Genomic DNA, 15,588 nt, shown 5'->3' with positions numbered 1-15,588 from the left:
GTTACTTTTCTTTTTCTATCTTAATACGATACTGAAGGTTGTTCTCTAGCAAGAGAAGAAGTTTATTTGTAATCTCAAAAGGATTTGAGAGTTCAAGAACGCCAAATTCTTGTAAACGAAATTTCGTTTCAAGATCCATATCACGGTATGGATCAAAATTTTGGCAAAAGAGTTGTAGCTCTTCTAGTAGCTCATCATTGAGATAGAAATCAGGATGATCAATATCTTCTGATTGCTGTTCAATAGCATGCTTTTCATTTCGAATGTGAAATAACTCTTCTTTATTTTCCATGGAATATTGTTATTTCAGATACATAGCGTTACGTCAAGATAGGAGGTCTATTTTGGCAATTTTATCTTTTCTATCGATTTCACTTATCGCTCTTTTCATACCTGCAGAAAGACTAATCGAAAGGTTTAACTTATTGAAATATCGAATGCGTTCTGAGTACCAAAGAGGTAAGGACTTATTAATTGAAGTATCCCAGCTCAATCTGATGGGAGATCTATCGCAACTATCAAATTATAAATTCTATGATTCTCTAGTTTGTGAAATTGCTCAGATTGCAAAAGAATTTGGCGCTGCGACAAGTCGGACCCTTGCAAAAATGCGCCATGCTCTTTCAAATGATCTACAAATAGAGAAAAAGGTCTCAGGAACAATCAATGAGACCCTCTTTCAGTTTCTTATGGCCATGGGCCTTACATTTGCTCTCAATATCTTTGCAACTAATATTCTTGGGCTAAAGGCTGATTACTTCTTCCTGGCCTTGGCCTTCCTATATAATATGATTGGTGTTGTTAGCTTTATTTTGTTGATCAAAAAATTAAAGCATAAATTTCTCTCACCAATTAGTAAGATCTTAAACTCCTACCTTATCTTTAAACTGATGTACGACGTTGGGACTCCCATCAATCAACTCATCCATCGTTCATCAATCAATTCGATTGTTGAGATGAAGCAAAGCTTGGCAAAGGAGCTGTTTCGAAGACTCTCGGCCCTTATTGAGATGAAAAAGCACCAGGGAGTAGACATTTGTGAAGACCTAGAGTCAATTGAAATTAATTTATGGGATGATTATCGAAGTGAAAATGAAGTATTTTTACAACGATTAAAGATATTCAAATTTGCATGGCTTGTCGTCTTCTTCTTTGTGCCTTATGTCGCAAACTTTTTCCGCCTAATAAGTCATTTAAATCTTTAAGCTTATGAGCAGTTATAATTGATATTCTATCGTTTTGTAGGTACTTTATTTGGGTAATAAAAAAACAAATGGAGTCAGCTGATGGCCTATCAAAATGATAAGCAAATTATTTATTCAATGAATCGTGTTGGGAAAGTTTATAAGCAAAAGCACGTTCTAAAAAATATCTCCCTTTCTTATTTCTATGGAGCTAAGATCGGTGTTCTAGGTCTTAACGGTGCTGGTAAGTCAACACTTCTTAAGATTATGGCAGGGCTTGATCAAGACCACTTAGGTGAAACTCACTTAGCAAAGAACTACTCAGTTGGTTACCTTGAGCAGGAGCCAAAACTTGATCCAGAGTTAACTGTTAGAGAAGTAGTACAACAGGGTTGCCAAGAGACAGTTGATCTTCTTGCAAAATTTGATGAGATCTCTGCAAAATTTGCAGAACCTATGTCAGATGACGAAATGAATGACTTATTAGATAAGCAAGCGAAGCTACAAGATAAACTTGATGCAGCCGATGCTTGGACACTTGATAACCAGCTTGACCTTGCAATGGAAGCTCTAAACTGCCCTCCGTCAGAAGCGAAGTGTGGAAATCTTTCAGGTGGGGAAAAGAGAAGGGTAGCACTATGTCGCTTACTTCTTCAAAAACCAGATATTCTATTATTAGATGAGCCGACAAACCACCTTGACGCAGAAACTGTATGGTGGTTAGAAAGACACCTTCAACAGTATAAAGGAACTGTAATTGCTGTAACACACGACCGTTACTTCCTAGATAATGTTGCAGGATGGATTCTAGAGCTTGACCGTGGACAAGGGATTCCTTTTGAAGGGAATTACACTGGTTGGCTAGAAACAAAAGCAAAGCGTCTTGCTCAAGAAGAAAAGACTGAGTCAAAGAGACAAAAGGCCATGAAGGAAGAGCTTGAGTGGATTCGCTCTAATCCTAAGGCACGTCAGGCGAAGTCAAAGGCTCGTATCAAAAATTATGAGGAAAGAGCAAAAATTTCAAGTGAGAAGAGAAATGAAACAAATGATCTTTTCATCCCTGCCGGACCTCGACTTGGTAATAAGGTAATTGAAGCGCACGGCGTTTCAAAAGCATTTGATGATAAATTACTCTATGAAAACCTAGAGTTCTCTCTACCTCCTGGTGGGATCGTTGGTATCATCGGTCCAAACGGTGCAGGTAAGACAACTTTATTTAAAATGATCACAGGTCAAGAACAACCGACTTCAGGAACTTTTGATGTGGGTGATACTGTTAAGCTGGCATACGTTGATCAAGGACGTGACCTGGATCCAGAGAAGACAATCTACGATGTTGTTGCTGATGGAACTGAATTCATCAATGTTGGTGGTCAAGAAGTAAACTCTCGTGCCTATATCGCTAAGTTCAACTTCTCAGGTGAAGACCAGAAGAAGAAAGTATCTGAGCTTTCAGGTGGTGAGAGAAACCGTGTTCACCTTGCAAAGGTTTTAAAAGAAGGTGGAAACGTTCTACTTCTGGATGAGCCAACAAACGACCTTGATGTAAATACGCTTCAGGCCCTAGAGAAGGCCCTCGTTGATTATGCTGGTTGTGCCGTTATTATTTCCCACGACCGTTTCTTCCTAGACCGTCTAGCTACTCATATCCTTGCCTTTGAAGGTGATGGTAAAGTTGTGTGGTTTGAAGGTAACTTTGATGAGTATGAAGAAGATAAGAGAAAGCGTCTTGGTGATGCAGCTCTTAACCCTAAACGTTATACATACAAGAAGTTAACAAGAGACTAGAAACTTGAGAAGTGTATATAAATTTGGTGGCAGCTCTATTAAAAGTGCTGCTGCCATTAAGCAGATTGCAGACTTAATCCTAGCATGTCCAAATGATGCGCTTGTTGTACTCTCTGCGACCTATAATTCAACTAATGAACTTGAATCAATTTATTTCAATGAAGACTCCACTTCGTTAGTTGAAGCCTTTTTTGAAAAGCATAAGGTGATCGTTGATGAGCTAGAGCTTTCCGTTGATCTCTCTAGCTTTAAAAAAGAATTAATAGGTTATCTTGCACTTCCTAAATCGAGTGCCACTCTTGACTCTATCTACAGTATTGGAGAACGAATCTCTACTTCGATACTTGCAAGCTATCTTGAGCAACAGGGAAGAGAGATCTTTCATGCTGATGCTCGTGATTATATTGTCACAAATCGAAATTTTAATGAGGCCAAGGTTCTCTTTAAGAATACGAAAGCAAATTGCAAAGAGTTAAATAACTATTCACTTATCATTACTCAAGGCTTTATTGCTCGAACAACTGATGGCCAGACTTCGACTCTTGGCCGTGAAGGATCTGACTATTCTGCTGCAATCTTTGCTTGGGCACTTGATGATGTACAAGAACTTGTGATTTGGAAGGATGTAAAAGGAGTCTATGGCCACGACCCTAAGGTTCTGACTAATGCTCCACTAATTCACAATCTCAGTTATCGCCAAACAAAGCTTCTAACTAATAAAGGAGCGAAGATTCTTTTTCACAGAACGATGAATCCTCTGATTGAAGCCAATCTTCCTCTTATCGTTAAAAGTGTATTTTATCCAAACGAAGCCGGAAGCTGTATAAGTGATGCCAAGGAAAATCATTTCTGTGCAATTTCAACGGAAAAAGATGAAGCCTCTCGAAACTTTATCACTGTTTTTGGACTTGCTCTTGAAGAGGCCAGGCTACTCAATAAGTCTTTTCAGTTAGACGAGAATAATGACGATTACTTTACGCTTGAAGTTGATGGCAAAGATCTTCGTGAGTGGATAGACCTTTTTGGTGACCAGCTATTTTCTTAGTTCTTGAATAAAGTGTCGAATAGATTGGACGATCTGCTTCACTACCGTGAACTTCGATAATTTCTTTGACTTCTTTGTTTTCAATAAAAACGACATGGTCAACACTTTGACAAATAAGCCTAAGGATTTGATCGAAGTCGATTCCATTCTTACTTTCTGAAAAAATTGAGAACAATGTAGTTAATCTTAGGAGCGTATCCTTTGCACTATTGGCGTGAATGGTACTCATCATCCCTTTGTGTCCAGTATTCATGGCCAGTAAGAATGGAATAACTTCACTCGATCTAATTTCACCTAGAATGATTCTCTTGGGAGACATCCTAAGGGCATAGCTACAATAGTCCTTTAGGCTTTTTCCTTCACTTGGATGTGAAAGTAAGTGAGTTGAGCTTGAGATATCACCATCTATTTCTGCGACATCTTCAATGATAACGTGATGTTCACCTTCTTGGCATATTGATTTGCAGGCCCTCAGAAAGCTCGTTTTCCCACTTGCCGTGGAGCCGGCAATAACTATATTTTTGTAATTGGAAATAAGTTCAGTCATGAGACTCTGTGCATCTTTATCTTTTGTGAAATTTGAAACTTTAAATTTCTCTTGTGAGTGGACTCGTAGAAATGCCTTTGCTTGTGACTTAGGTGAAAGGCACGGGTGGGTAAGGCTGACACGAAGATCAATCGCATTGCCACTTATCACTCGCGTATCTTTAAATGAAGCAAATGGTGTACTGAAGCTCCAGTCGATACTAAGCTTTTGTGTTAGAAAGACAAGGCTTAGAACAAAGTCCTCATTACTTAGAAATTCAACTTTAAGGTTTAGGTTGTCTTGCTTGTGAACTTCGATATCACTAGGAGAGTGAATAATGAACTCGTTTGCATCATAAAGTTTTAAAAGGTCGTCAATATAGCTTTGATGATAAACCTTATTAAACCAATCCTTTATATCTTCTAGGTTTGTGATGTCTTTTTCTTGCAGATTATTTCTTTCTAAAGTTTCTAAAATAATTTCTTCAAAATTTAAGTGAATAGTCTTCTTCGACTTTTCTGTTAAAAGCATTTTAAATTCATTGAAAAAGTACTGGTTAATTTGTGACATATATATTTCCTATTTTAATTTAGCGATAGCAATAATTCTTTTATACGTTTTAAATTTTGCAGACGAAGAAAATAGCTTTCCAAGTATGGGGATCTGACCAAGAATAGGAAGTCTTCTGCCGGCGTTGTCATCAGTCGTTAAATCGATTTCAAACATTTGAATCGGGACTCCTTTTTTAATGAGAAAACTCGACTCTTGTGCACTCCCGTTTATATAGGTATCACCATTTGTCTGTCCCATCGGTCTAGTTAGCTTTGTGCTATATTTTACTTTGTATCTGTTATTTATTTTTTCAAGAAGCATCTCAATTTTTAGTCCAGCAAATCGCCATTGAGTATTATTACCATTGTTATTCGTTGTCGTGGTAAAAGGGATATCTGAACCCATTTGAACTGTTGATTTGTTATTTGTGCGTAAGAGGATTTTTTGAGTCGCTAGCGTCGACACATTATAATCAGTATTTCTAAAGACAATGCTCTGACTTTTAGCTAGTGCTGATGCACCCTCATCGAGTAAATCGGAAAGTCCGACGTCGACTTGATCAAGACCAAAATTAATCTCTTTTCCATCCATTCTTTCAATTTGTATAATTCTCATTTCAAGCTTATGGTTAACGAGATTATTAAACCTTTGAGAGAGAAAGAACTTAACCATGAGCTTACTTTGTAGTGGCGCTAAGAACTTCTTATCTTTTAAGATCTCTTCGTTAGTAAAGCAGTGGATATCAATCTTGGATTTTTCACAACGAATATCATCGTAATAGTTTTGAAAAAAGCTGTGGTGAATTTCGCCAATGATTTTCTTAGCGACTTTATCTTTAAGTTCACCCTTAAAGATAATACTCTTATTCTTATTGAGAAGCGGTCTAAGAACTAGGTACTGATCAAGTGTCGTTATATCCTGAGAGATGATTAGTTTATCGCCTTTAATTTCTCCATTTATGCCAAAGTGACGTAGGTTGTTTAAGACCTCAAGTACTTTAAATTGGCCTGACTTTGAAAGGACGTAAACTTCATGTATCTTCTTCTTGCCTGAACTAGTCCAAAGTGTAACAATCGATTGGCCCTGCATTTTTCCTTTAAGAAAGAGTTTATTCTGAGCTTGAATTGCTTTGCTCGATAAAACTTCTTTATTGGAAATACTGAAGTTTGATATCCCTGATAATGAAATTTCAGTGACTTGGCCTATGGCCAGAGTAATTTGATTTGAGCTAGTTGCGTAAATATTGAAATTTACGATACATATTAAGCTAATGACTTTGACAAAAGGCAGGAAACTTAGTAAAAAGCTATACTCGAAAACTGTTTTTAATTTAGATTTAAATATATTGAGGAGATTTATCATGGTATCAAGAACTCGTATTACAAGAAACAAGCGTAATGCTAAAAAAACAAAAATGGGTGCTAAAAGAAAAGCGCATAACAGAAACAAGGGAACTACTCCTAAGTTTAAAATTCATCTAGATTAATATTTAATTATTTTTCAGATATAGAAAGAGGGCCAAGACGTTGGCCCTTTTTTATTGCCCAAATGTGTTTTGAAGCACTCGCTTATCTTGTCTAACAACTAAAGGCTCAGCTTCTTCACCTCTAAAGCATATGTGAAGTAGGGCGCTTTTATAGATATCTTCACATGGGTTCTTTTTCTTTATAAATCGAAAATCCTCTTTCTTAATTCCGTTCTTTGCCATTAATTCGCTAAGTACTTCAAACATGTGGTTTTTGTCAGAGTCGTATGTATAAACAATGACTTCACGTGCATGAATGCTTGTACATAATAGGATTGTAATAAGGCTAAATTTCAATTTCATAAGCTCCTCCTTTGGACTTAGGTAGATCTGTAACTGGATAGGAATCTAGCTCTAAAGCCTTGTAAGGAGCAATTCTATTCAAATCTGAAATAGAAATTTTTACGAGATAAATAGGGACTTCTTCATCGTTTAGTTTTTTCACAATCTTGGCCTTATTTGTGATGTGTGTAGGGCCTGCATATAAAGACACATACTCTTCACTTCCTACTAGGTTGGTCATTTCATTTAATTTAAGCTTAAGGAGCCTCTCGTTTTTTTCCACTGTAATATGCTCCTCTGGAAGTCTTTGTGGCGAAGGAATTGAAAGGATATAGGTGAAGATATTGGTAAGAATCAAAGCAACCCAGAACCTAAGATAGAGGGCCTTCTTCATCTTTTCTTCCTTCTCTTTATTAAAGAGTAGTGGTGATGAAGGGGTGTCACTATTTGATTGAGTTCCAGGTTTTGATGAAGTTTTGGATTTCTCGTTGTTTAGAATTTTCAATTTTAATCTCCAGGTTAATCATAAGAATTAATGTGCTTACAAAAATTGAAGTCCATAGAAGTCCTTCAATTGTTGAATACCCTTGGGTGCCATGTGTTTTGAGGTGAGAGTGAAATCGTCTAAGATTCTTCCCTCTTCGAGTTTGAATTTTAAGGTAATAACGAATGAGTGATTTTCTGATAGGTTACTCCCTGTGTAGTGAAAGGGCATAAAGGCCTTCCATTTCTTTTCAAAGACAGCTGAAGTATCGAGCCTTCTTTTGATTTTCCATATTTTTTTTCCTAATGGGTCCGTTTTAAGAAGACCTAGAATATTAGTTGCATCACACTCAGTTATAGTTAAGAGCTTGTAGCGTAGAAAGTAGCGAAGCGCACTTTGAAGATACTTAAGGCCTTTTGCCCCATACTTCATAAATGGTTTTAGCCACGCTGCTAGGGGTAAAAATTGAGCGTAAAAGAGGCTTTTAAGACCGACGTTGATATAAGAAATTCTTTTATAGAAGGACTTGTACTCAACAATTGCCTTCTTAGAGCAGATATATGATTTATTGTAATATTTAATTATTTGGAGTTCTTCATAAGAGCGTGCCATATTTGAAAAGATAATGGCGATGAAGGCCATAAAAAATAAGACCGCTACTAGAGAAGTACTACCTCTTTCATCTAAGACCATTTGAAAATCCTAAGTGATGTTTCTCTTTTCGATACTTCAGGTATTTTCCATTTTTATTTTTTACAAACTTAATCCGTGTTTTTGAATCAAGCCACCTCTCAAGTGAGAGGAGGCTTTTACAAGAGAATGTTTTCGATGATTTTTTATTATTATGTGATTTTATTAATGAGTGCACATAAGCTTGAAAGACAATACTATTCTTACAGCGATACTTTTCGCTAACAGCTGAGCTTACGAGGAAGACGAAGACAATTAGGGTAATAGATAGAGCGTAAGAAAGTATTTTCATAATTGTGTATTAATTTACTTTTATACTCTTAGTGATTTTTTCGGATGCGTCCTCTAGTCTTTTTTGGACTCTTGTTCCAAGGGTTTTTACGGCAGTGATGCAAATGATTCCAACTAGGCTTGTGATGATCATATATTCCATAACACCTTGTCCTTTATTATTTTTTAAAATCTTTTTCATATTCTTTCTCCCGGTTTGGTAAAGTTCATAAGACTGCACGGGTTATAAAATATAAAGATAGGAGAGTCTTTATCCTGAGTCTCAATGTCGGGATATATTTCAAAACTGAAATAAAGGATTATTTTTCCTAGTATTTTCAGCAAGTTGCTAATAATTGTGGAGAGATTAAAATATCCTTATGAACGATAAAAGTAACTTCTACGTATTTGAGAAAAAAGAAATCTTATTGGTTGTCATCTTTGTCATCCTTGTTGCCATTACATCATTCTTCTTTGGCCTAAAGATTGGATCTAATTATGCTTTTGAAAAAGCTGGGCTTAGTAATAAAGAGGAAAAAGCGATTGTTGAGCCAATGGATGAGAAGCAAAAGATTGAACTAACATCTCCAGAAGAGGAGAAGGTTAAAGAAATAGTTCAAGACAAAGAGATAAAGAAGGTTTCTAAAGAAGAGCTTAATAAGAGAATTGAAGAATCATTAAAGCAGAAGATGGTTAATGAGTTCTCAAATGAGAATAAAGACTTCAATGATGTCGGTGTTCAAGATTCTCCTGTAGACGAGGCCGTTGCGGAAAGAGTTGCAGAACCTGTTCAGCAACAAGTCGTCGAGAACAATATCGCTGAGGAATCGACTTCAAAAACTGATGAGTACACTGGTAAATACACAATCGTAGTCGGTTCATTTGAGTCAATTGATGATGCTAAGGAATTTGCTGAGGGTTTTAGAGTTTTAGGCTTTAGCCCAATCGTAAATGAGAAGGATGTACCAGGAAAAGGTAATCGCTTCCGTGTAAGCCTTGGGGCATTTGAGAGAAGTATTGAAGCGAAGCAATATGTTAAGAAGCATCCGTCTCTTTTTGCAGGGCGTGATTATTTCTTCACAAAATTCGACTAATTCACCATTTAGAACATTTACATTTTTTATGATACGATGCCCTTATACTATTTAAGGGCATTTTTTTATGAATATTTACACACTTATTATGGCCGGTGGGAAGGGAACACGCCTATGGCCAGAGTCAACAGAATCAAAACCAAAGCAGTATCTTTCCCTTGTTGGAAATGAAACTCTACTAGGTCAAACTCTTGATCGTTTTGAAGAAAGTGTAGACTTAAAGAATCGTTTTATCATCACAACTCGTGATCAATCAGAGTTGGCGATTTCTTGCTCAAAAGATCAAATTCTTGAAGAACATATTATTTATGAACCTGCTGGGCGAAATACGGCACCTTGTATTCTTCTATCTCTTGCTGCTATTGAAGCTGCGGGAGCTAACTCGGATGATATTATTGCTGTTATGCCTTCGGATCATGTCATCTTAAATAAGTCAGGCTTTAAGACCAGCTTTGAGAAGGCCGTGAAGCTTTCAAGCGATACCCAAACGATTACAACGATTGGGATTCCTCCTCACTTTCCACACACTGGTTATGGCTACATCAAAACAAGTGAAGCAGTAGGTGATGGATTCAAAGTTGATGAATTTGTTGAAAAGCCAAATTTTGAGAAGGCCAAGGAATACTTATCAACAGGTAAGTATGTTTGGAATGCTGGGATGTTTATGGCGCCACTTGGTGTTTTTAAAGAAGAATTTGCGGCCCATTCTCCAGAAATGTTTTCTTTCTATGAAGAATTGAAGGCAAGTCTTGACGACGAGGCCAAGCTTGAAGAAGTATATAATAAGATTCCAAAAGACTCGATTGACTATGCGATTATGGAGAAATCAAACCGTATCAGCTTAGTTAAGGCCGAATTTGATTGGAATGACCTTGGTTCATGGGAAGCTCTTGAACAAGTAGTTGACCGTGTGGAAGGAAACACTATAATTGATAGTAATGGAACTTTTTTAAAGGATGCGACTGGGAATATTATTTATGCTCCTGATAAGCATGTTTCTTTAATTAATGTTCAAGATCTTGTTGTCGTTTCAAATGATAAGGCCGTAATGATTGTGCCTAAGGATGATTCTCAACGAGTAAAAGAAATTGTTCAACACCTAAAAGATAACAAACGCAAAGAATTATTATAGGAGAAGTCATGGAAGTTGTTAAAAAATCTGGTGAATACACTATCGTTAAAAAGAGATCTGGTCGTTTTGCAGTTAAAGATGCAAACGGTAAGTTCGTAAACAAAGAAGAAAAAGTAAAAATTCTAACTGATGCAGGACTTATAACTGCTCCAGTTGCAAAAGTAGAAGCACCAGCTGTTGAAGAAGAAACAGAAACAGAAACAGAAGCTGCTGCTGAATAACTAATTTAAAAATAATAATAGAAATGGCCCCCTTAGAGGGGCCCTTTTCTTACAACTTTAAAATAGGGAGTACTTTATGCTAGTTCTTATCGTTAATATTAAGGCTAAGTCTGAAAAAACTGAATTGATTAAAACTGAGTTATTAAAACTAGTAGAAGAAACTTATAAAGAAGTTGGTTGTACCAAGTTCGACCCACATCAGGAAGAAGAAGATCCGTCGAGCTTTTGGTTATATGAAATATGGGAAACAGAGGCACATTGGAAGGCCCATATGGAAACAGAGCATGTTAAACATTTCTTGGCATTCTTTGATGAAAATGTTGAGAAGTTTGATGTTAGAAGAGCAGAAAAATTAATATAAAAATAGCTCCCAATTAAGGGAGCTTTTTTATTTCTTTATTGTTTAAGAAAGATAATTTGGTCTTTGATCGTACTCAATTGGATCTTCAATCCCGGCCTTCTGGAAGCCTCTAAGCCTTAGGGCGCATGAATCACAAACTCCGCAGGCCTTATCTCCACGAGCATAACATGAATAAGAATATTTAAGTGGAGCACCTAGGTCTACCGCTTTTTGAACAATCTCATTCTTTGCCATGTCAATAACTGGAGTGATGATCTCGATGTCACCATCTTTTGTTCCTTGTTTGATTAGCTCGTTATAAGCAGCATAGTAACTTGGACGACAGTCAGGGTATCCTGAAGAGTCTTCATTTACAGCACCGATATAGATATTCTTTGCCCCAACTACCTCTGACCATGATACGGCCATGGCGATGATGTGAGTGTTTCTAAAAGGCACGTAGCTATCAGGGATTTCTTCTGATTCACCTTTGTATTGTTTTACATCAATTCCATCGTCTGTCAGTGAGCTTCCACCGATCTGTTTAAGAAAAGATACATCAATTACTTTACGAAGTGATTTATCAACTCCGTAGTGATCAGCGATTTTTTGGAAACAATCTAATTCACGTTCTTCAGTTTTTTGTCCGTAGTTTAGGTGAAGAAACGCAAGGTTTTCATGTTTCTCATTTGCAATTGCAGCACAAACCAACGAATCCATACCACCACTAACTAGAACAACTGCAAGTTTATCACTTTTCAAATTTTTACTCCTTAACCTTATAGTCCTTCAGCAGTTTCATTAATAAATGCTAGGAACTCATCAGTTACTTTTGAAGCCTTCGCTTTCTTTTCAGAAAGTTCGCCTTCTTTTTCTTGAATCATAATGTAGAACTTAATCTTTGGCTCAGTTCCTGATGGACGAAGATACAGGCGGTTCCCATTTTTGAAGTGGTAACCAATAACATTACTTACTGGGTAATCCAGTTTTGACTCTTCGTTTGATTCAAGGTCTTTTACAATACCTGTTTGATAATCTTCTATAACGCGAATCTCTTGTCCGCACAAGCTTGTCGGAGCTAAGTCTCTAAAATGACTCATTATTCGTGTAATTTTTTCGGCCCCTTCTTTACCCTGGTAAACAAGATTTAGGAGAGATTCCTGGCTAAACCCAAATTCTTCGTAAATCTTATCGAGAGCTTGAATAAGGTTCATTCCTTGCTTTTTAAAATAGAGTGTTACTTCAGACATGAACGTGATTGAAGCTACACCGTCTTTGTCGCGAACAAAGTCATGTGGAAGGTAACCGAAAGACTCTTCTGTTCCAAAAAGGAAGTTTGCCGAAGGATCTTCTTTTTCAATTTTATTCATTAGCCCACAAATCCACTTAAAACCAGTTAGAGTTGAGTAAGACTTAACTCCGTACTTATCAGCGATAAGTTCTTGAAGAGGAGTTGTTACAACAGTTTTCACAAAGTATGGATTAGTTGGCATTTTGCCATTTTCTTTAAGGTTGTGAAGCATGTAATACAGCATCAGAATTCCGATTTGGTTTCCGTTAATGTATTGAGTTTCACCTTCGTGTTCAAAGGCAACACCAAGTCTATCTGTATCGGGGTCTGAACCAAATGCGATATCCGCTCCAGTTTCTTTCATTAGGTCTACGGCCATTTTCATTGCAGACGCATTCTCTGGGTTTGGAGAACTTACAGTAGGGAAGCGTGAGTCTGGCTGTGCTTGCTCTTTTACGACTTCTACATTTGTAAATCCAAGTTGAGCAAGTGCTGTTGTACATGGAATAAGCCCTGTACCGTGAATAGGTGTATATACGATCTTAAGGTCTTTCCCGTCTTGCTTACACATTTCAGGATTAACTGTTTTAGATAGAATATCGTTATAGAAGCTTTGTTCTACGTCTTCACCAACCCAGTTAATGAAACCTTCGGCTTCTGCTTGAGAAAATTCCATGAATTTTACAGCATCGTATGAAGTAATATCGTAGTAACGATTGATAATATTCTTGTCATTTGGTGGCGTAACTTGTGCGCCATCATTCCAGTAAACTTTATATCCATTGTACTCAGGAGGGTTGTGAGAAGCTGTCACCATTACTCCGGCCTGGGCCTTGTGGTATCTTACCGAGTAAGAAAGCATTGGTACTGGGTTTAGTCTCTTGTAGATATAAGACTTAATTCCATTGGCGGCCATGACACTACAGACTTCCTTAGCAAATTCAAAAGAGAATTTACGAGAATCATAACTTACGGCGATCGATGGGTTCGTGATTCCAGTTTTCGCACTATGGTCAAGTACTTCACCAGCAAGGGCCTGAGTTGCTCTACGTACTGTATACTTGTTAATACGATTATTTCCAGCGCCAAGGATAGAGCGAAGTCCACCTGTTCCAAATTCGATATCTTTATAAAATCTTTCTTCGATCTCTTTCATGTCATCTGCGTCAATTAATCTTTGGATTTCTGCGCGTGACTCTTCATCAAAATATGGGTTATTGGCCCAAGCATTAGCTTTTTCAAGGCTCGTTGTCATTTTAAAAATCTCCTGTGAAATTTATGATTGAGTATCTTGTGCTATATTCTCAAATCTAGTAGACTTAGGCAAAATATAATCAATGAAATATTGTGTTGTGTGTTAATAAAATCAAGGAGTTAACATGGCAAATAAAGAAATGAAGCACAAAGATAATGTTGCTGGAAAGTGGTATTGTACAGATCCAGATGATGATAACGGAGAAGGATGCATTGCATGTAACGTTTGTTACACTGGTGCTCCGGAATTTTTCGCAGAAGATGAAGACGGAAATGCATACGTAGTTAAGCAGCCATCTACACCTGAAGAAGAAGAGTTATGCCAAGAGCAAATGGATGCTTGTCCAGTTGCTTCTATTGGAAATGACGGTTAATTCATTTAATTAGAATTTCATATCAAAAGAAATGAAGGCAGAGGTACGGTCAACATTGACGCCTCTGTCTTGCGTCGAATGCTGTACTTCCATTGTGATATTAGCATCATCAAATACTTCAAATGACCTTTGTGCTCTGAAGTCAACTTCCCCCTGAGCGTTAATCACTGTACCAGTTTTAATAATGGTTGTTCCTTGGAACCTGAAATCGTTAGCAATAGTCGCTGTCTGATTTGTGTCGTAGCTCATATCTGTTTCAATATCAAAATTTTGAAACTTAGGAGTCGCGACAGTAACACCTGCTAGGAAGTAGCCATCTGCTCTTGCTAAGGCCCTTGCAGTTGACTTGCCTTGATGTTTTAAGTCTAGGTTGATTTGTTGGTTATCTGAAGAGATATCAGCATTGCTATCAATTGTAATATCGTCGCTATAGCGATTAGATAATTTGAGGTTTAGGTTTTGTTTATTTGGTTTGATGTCGAGGCGTCCATTTAAGGCCGTATCTTCAGTTAACTGGCTATTAAGATCGACATTGATTCTTTGCTTTTTATCATTAATTTCAACTTTACTTGTAAGTTTTGTGTTCTCTCCAAGGCTACTTTCTGTTTCCATTTCTAATAATGTTAGAGAAGTAGGGATGTAGTAGCTTTGCTCAAGTAGGAGTGCTTTATTGATTTTTACTTTCCCAATAAAAGTGTCATACTCCTGATCTTTCATTAGCGCCATTTCAGAGTCATTACTTGTCTCAAGGGTTACACCCTCAGGAATATTTTTTTCAACATCTGTTGGCTTTATTGGGTCAACGTAAGTGTCGTGTGGATAGTAGATCTGAAAATATGGTTCTTGGTCTTTTATAAAAACAACTTTAATAAAGATATCTTCGCCGATTTCATCAGTAGAGCGAAACCAAGTAATTCTGGTTTTTGTTTGTGTTCTAGGGGCGAGGCTTAGAGAGGAGAACTCACTAAGTGCGATATCAGAAGTAAAAACTAATTCGAAGTCATCAAAATCTCTTGTATTGTAGCGTTCTTTGCCGCTATCAAAATCACTTTCTAGACAAGTAACTTCCCCTAATTTATCAACCGTTTCAATATAGGTAGCAATGGCCTTGAGTTTTAAGGCCTTTTGCTTGACCTTAATACTAGGTTTTGGGTTGTCTTCGTTGGCCTTAGAGATGATATCTGAAATATTTGAAGCTAGCTCGGCCATATCTCGACATTGAATACAAACTTCAGCGCTACCACTATTGTGCCTTGGAATATCGTCAGAAACTGCATTTTCACGTCTAATCGGAATATATTTAGGTGACTTTGATTTTGTAATTCTCACAATATCTTTGACTAGGTCTTTGGCCTTTATCTGTTTTCCATTAACATCAACTTCTTCTTTAAAGAAGCTTGGCTCAATGGCCAGAGCATTGACTACAACTGAAAATGCAAGAATGGAGAGAGAGATTCTTTTTAATAGCACGAATTCTTATCGGAGCTGGTTTAGAAAAAGTTTACGAAAATAGTAAATTATTTTAGGTGTTAGGAA

General features: G+C 37.1%; 18 protein-coding genes. 8 read left to right on the top strand and 10 right to left on the bottom strand.

Annotated elements, in window-relative coordinates; all coding sequences use genetic code 11:
* Nucleotide 1: 1 nt before the first annotated feature.
* A complete protein-coding gene (locus ACRXC1_RS10355; protein ID WP_433658561.1) occupies nt 2-292 on the bottom strand; it encodes a hypothetical protein in 291 nt (96 codons plus the stop codon).
* Nucleotides 293-344: 52 nt separating this feature from the next.
* On the opposite strand from ACRXC1_RS10355, the gene ACRXC1_RS10350 reads away from it, so the two are divergent.
* From ACRXC1_RS10350 to ACRXC1_RS10340, 3 genes are all read left to right on the top strand, one after another.
* The gene (locus tag ACRXC1_RS10350; RefSeq protein ID WP_433658559.1) at nt 345-1,205 is read left to right on the top strand and encodes a hypothetical protein; all 861 of its coding nucleotides are present in this window, start codon (nt 345-347) and stop codon (nt 1,203-1,205) included.
* A gap of 81 nt (nt 1,206-1,286) precedes the next feature.
* A complete protein-coding gene (gene ettA / locus ACRXC1_RS10345; RefSeq protein WP_392859919.1) occupies nt 1,287-2,972 on the top strand; it encodes an energy-dependent translational throttle protein EttA in 1,686 nt (561 codons plus the stop codon).
* A 4-nt stretch (nt 2,973-2,976) separates the two neighbouring features.
* Complete coding sequence (locus tag ACRXC1_RS10340; RefSeq protein ID WP_433658557.1) at nt 2,977-4,017, top strand: aspartate kinase; 1,041 nt, start codon at nt 2,977-2,979, stop codon at nt 4,015-4,017.
* Here ACRXC1_RS10340 and ACRXC1_RS10335 read toward each other — a convergent pair.
* The 6 genes from ACRXC1_RS10335 to ACRXC1_RS10310 form a co-directional block, all read right to left on the bottom strand.
* Nucleotides 3,947-5,113, bottom strand: a complete 1,167-nt coding sequence (locus tag ACRXC1_RS10335) for an ATPase, T2SS/T4P/T4SS family (RefSeq protein ID WP_433658555.1) — start codon at nt 5,111-5,113, stop codon at nt 3,947-3,949. The genes ACRXC1_RS10340 and ACRXC1_RS10335 overlap by 71 nt on opposite strands.
* Before the next feature lie 9 nt (nt 5,114-5,122).
* Complete coding sequence (locus tag ACRXC1_RS10330; RefSeq protein ID WP_433658553.1) at nt 5,123-6,457, bottom strand: hypothetical protein; 1,335 nt, start codon at nt 6,455-6,457, stop codon at nt 5,123-5,125.
* 175 nt (nt 6,458-6,632) lie between these two features.
* On the bottom strand, nt 6,633-6,923 hold the full coding sequence (locus tag ACRXC1_RS10325; protein ID WP_040314888.1) for a hypothetical protein: 291 nt from the start codon (nt 6,921-6,923) through the stop codon (nt 6,633-6,635).
* The gene (locus ACRXC1_RS10320; RefSeq protein WP_392909322.1) at nt 6,907-7,407 is read right to left on the bottom strand and encodes a hypothetical protein; all 501 of its coding nucleotides are present in this window, start codon (nt 7,405-7,407) and stop codon (nt 6,907-6,909) included. Before ACRXC1_RS10320 ends, ACRXC1_RS10325 begins: the two co-directional genes overlap by 17 nt.
* Nucleotides 7,408-7,443: 36 nt before the next feature.
* Nucleotides 7,444-8,079, bottom strand: a complete 636-nt coding sequence (locus tag ACRXC1_RS10315; RefSeq protein WP_433658551.1) for a hypothetical protein — start codon at nt 8,077-8,079, stop codon at nt 7,444-7,446.
* 298 nt (nt 8,080-8,377) lie between these two features.
* Nucleotides 8,378-8,548 carry a Flp family type IVb pilin gene (locus tag ACRXC1_RS10310; RefSeq protein ID WP_433658549.1) on the bottom strand — a complete coding sequence of 57 codons (171 nt, stop codon included), beginning with the start codon at nt 8,546-8,548 and terminating at the stop codon, nt 8,378-8,380.
* 178 nt (nt 8,549-8,726) lie between these two features.
* Here ACRXC1_RS10310 and ACRXC1_RS10305 point away from each other — a divergent pair, with 178 nt between their 5' ends.
* From ACRXC1_RS10305 to ACRXC1_RS10290, 4 genes are all read left to right on the top strand, one after another.
* Nucleotides 8,727-9,440 (top strand): SPOR domain-containing protein, encoded by a 714-nt coding sequence (locus tag ACRXC1_RS10305; protein WP_392909326.1) that lies wholly within the window; start codon nt 8,727-8,729, stop codon nt 9,438-9,440.
* 67 nt (nt 9,441-9,507) lie between these two features.
* A complete protein-coding gene (locus ACRXC1_RS10300) occupies nt 9,508-10,572 on the top strand; it encodes a mannose-1-phosphate guanylyltransferase (protein WP_433658547.1) in 1,065 nt (354 codons plus the stop codon).
* Nucleotides 10,573-10,580: 8 nt separating this feature from the next.
* Entirely contained in the window at nt 10,581-10,793 is a 213-nt protein-coding gene (locus ACRXC1_RS10295; RefSeq protein WP_433658545.1) for a hypothetical protein, read from the top strand.
* Nucleotides 10,794-10,869: 76 nt separating this feature from the next.
* Nucleotides 10,870-11,154, top strand: coding sequence for a putative quinol monooxygenase (locus tag ACRXC1_RS10290; RefSeq protein ID WP_392909331.1), 285 nt, complete (start codon nt 10,870-10,872; stop codon nt 11,152-11,154).
* A gap of 42 nt (nt 11,155-11,196) precedes the next feature.
* Here the strand turns inward: ACRXC1_RS10290 and queC are convergent, their stop codons facing one another.
* Together queC and ACRXC1_RS10280 are read right to left on the bottom strand one after the other, a co-directional pair.
* Nucleotides 11,197-11,895 carry a 7-cyano-7-deazaguanine synthase QueC gene (gene queC, locus ACRXC1_RS10285; RefSeq protein ID WP_433658542.1) on the bottom strand — a complete coding sequence of 233 codons (699 nt, stop codon included), beginning with the start codon at nt 11,893-11,895 and terminating at the stop codon, nt 11,197-11,199.
* A 17-nt stretch (nt 11,896-11,912) separates the two neighbouring features.
* The gene (locus ACRXC1_RS10280; RefSeq protein WP_433658540.1) at nt 11,913-13,679 is read right to left on the bottom strand and encodes a phospho-sugar mutase; all 1,767 of its coding nucleotides are present in this window, start codon (nt 13,677-13,679) and stop codon (nt 11,913-11,915) included.
* A gap of 124 nt (nt 13,680-13,803) precedes the next feature.
* Here ACRXC1_RS10280 and ACRXC1_RS10275 point away from each other — a divergent pair, with 124 nt between their 5' ends.
* Nucleotides 13,804-14,052 (top strand): ferredoxin, encoded by a 249-nt coding sequence (locus tag ACRXC1_RS10275; protein WP_392909336.1) that lies wholly within the window; start codon nt 13,804-13,806, stop codon nt 14,050-14,052.
* Nucleotides 14,053-14,061: 9 nt separating this feature from the next.
* Here ACRXC1_RS10275 and ACRXC1_RS10270 read toward each other — a convergent pair whose 3' ends face one another.
* On the bottom strand, nt 14,062-15,522 hold the full coding sequence (locus ACRXC1_RS10270; RefSeq protein WP_433658538.1) for a hypothetical protein: 1,461 nt from the start codon (nt 15,520-15,522) through the stop codon (nt 14,062-14,064).
* Between the last annotated feature and the right edge of the window lie 66 nt (nt 15,523-15,588).

It is taken from the genome of Halobacteriovorax sp. GFR8, from assembly GCF_050955245.1.
In the GTDB taxonomy this organism is placed as follows: Bacteria; Bdellovibrionota; Bacteriovoracia; order Bacteriovoracales; family Bacteriovoracaceae; genus Halobacteriovorax_A.
Note: the sequence above shows the minus strand (reverse complement) of the source record. Positions and strands in the feature narration are given on the sequence as shown.

What these genes read in the sequence shown, in the direction of transcription:
- ACRXC1_RS10355 (WP_433658561.1), bottom strand. Translation starts at nt 292, where the DNA reads ATGGAAAATAAAGAAGAGTTATTTCACATTCGAAATGAAAAGCATGCT.
- ettA (WP_392859919.1), top strand. Translation starts at nt 1,287, where the DNA reads ATGGCCTATCAAAATGATAAGCAAATTATTTATTCAATGAATCGTGTT.
- ACRXC1_RS10335 (WP_433658555.1), bottom strand. Translation starts at nt 5,113, where the DNA reads ATGTCACAAATTAACCAGTACTTTTTCAATGAATTTAAAATGCTTTTA.
- ACRXC1_RS10330 (WP_433658553.1), bottom strand. Translation starts at nt 6,457, where the DNA reads ATGATAAATCTCCTCAATATATTTAAATCTAAATTAAAAACAGTTTTC.
- ACRXC1_RS10325 (WP_040314888.1), bottom strand. Translation starts at nt 6,923, where the DNA reads ATGAAATTGAAATTTAGCCTTATTACAATCCTATTATGTACAAGCATT.
- ACRXC1_RS10315 (WP_433658551.1), bottom strand. Translation starts at nt 8,079, where the DNA reads ATGGTCTTAGATGAAAGAGGTAGTACTTCTCTAGTAGCGGTCTTATTT.
- ACRXC1_RS10310 (WP_433658549.1), bottom strand. Translation starts at nt 8,548, where the DNA reads ATGAAAAAGATTTTAAAAAATAATAAAGGACAAGGTGTTATGGAATAT.
- ACRXC1_RS10305 (WP_392909326.1), top strand. Translation starts at nt 8,727, where the DNA reads ATGAACGATAAAAGTAACTTCTACGTATTTGAGAAAAAAGAAATCTTA.
- ACRXC1_RS10300 (WP_433658547.1), top strand. Translation starts at nt 9,508, where the DNA reads ATGAATATTTACACACTTATTATGGCCGGTGGGAAGGGAACACGCCTA.
- ACRXC1_RS10295 (WP_433658545.1), top strand. Translation starts at nt 10,581, where the DNA reads ATGGAAGTTGTTAAAAAATCTGGTGAATACACTATCGTTAAAAAGAGA.
- ACRXC1_RS10290 (WP_392909331.1), top strand. Translation starts at nt 10,870, where the DNA reads ATGCTAGTTCTTATCGTTAATATTAAGGCTAAGTCTGAAAAAACTGAA.
- ACRXC1_RS10280 (WP_433658540.1), bottom strand. Translation starts at nt 13,679, where the DNA reads ATGACAACGAGCCTTGAAAAAGCTAATGCTTGGGCCAATAACCCATAT.
- ACRXC1_RS10275 (WP_392909336.1), top strand. Translation starts at nt 13,804, where the DNA reads ATGGCAAATAAAGAAATGAAGCACAAAGATAATGTTGCTGGAAAGTGG.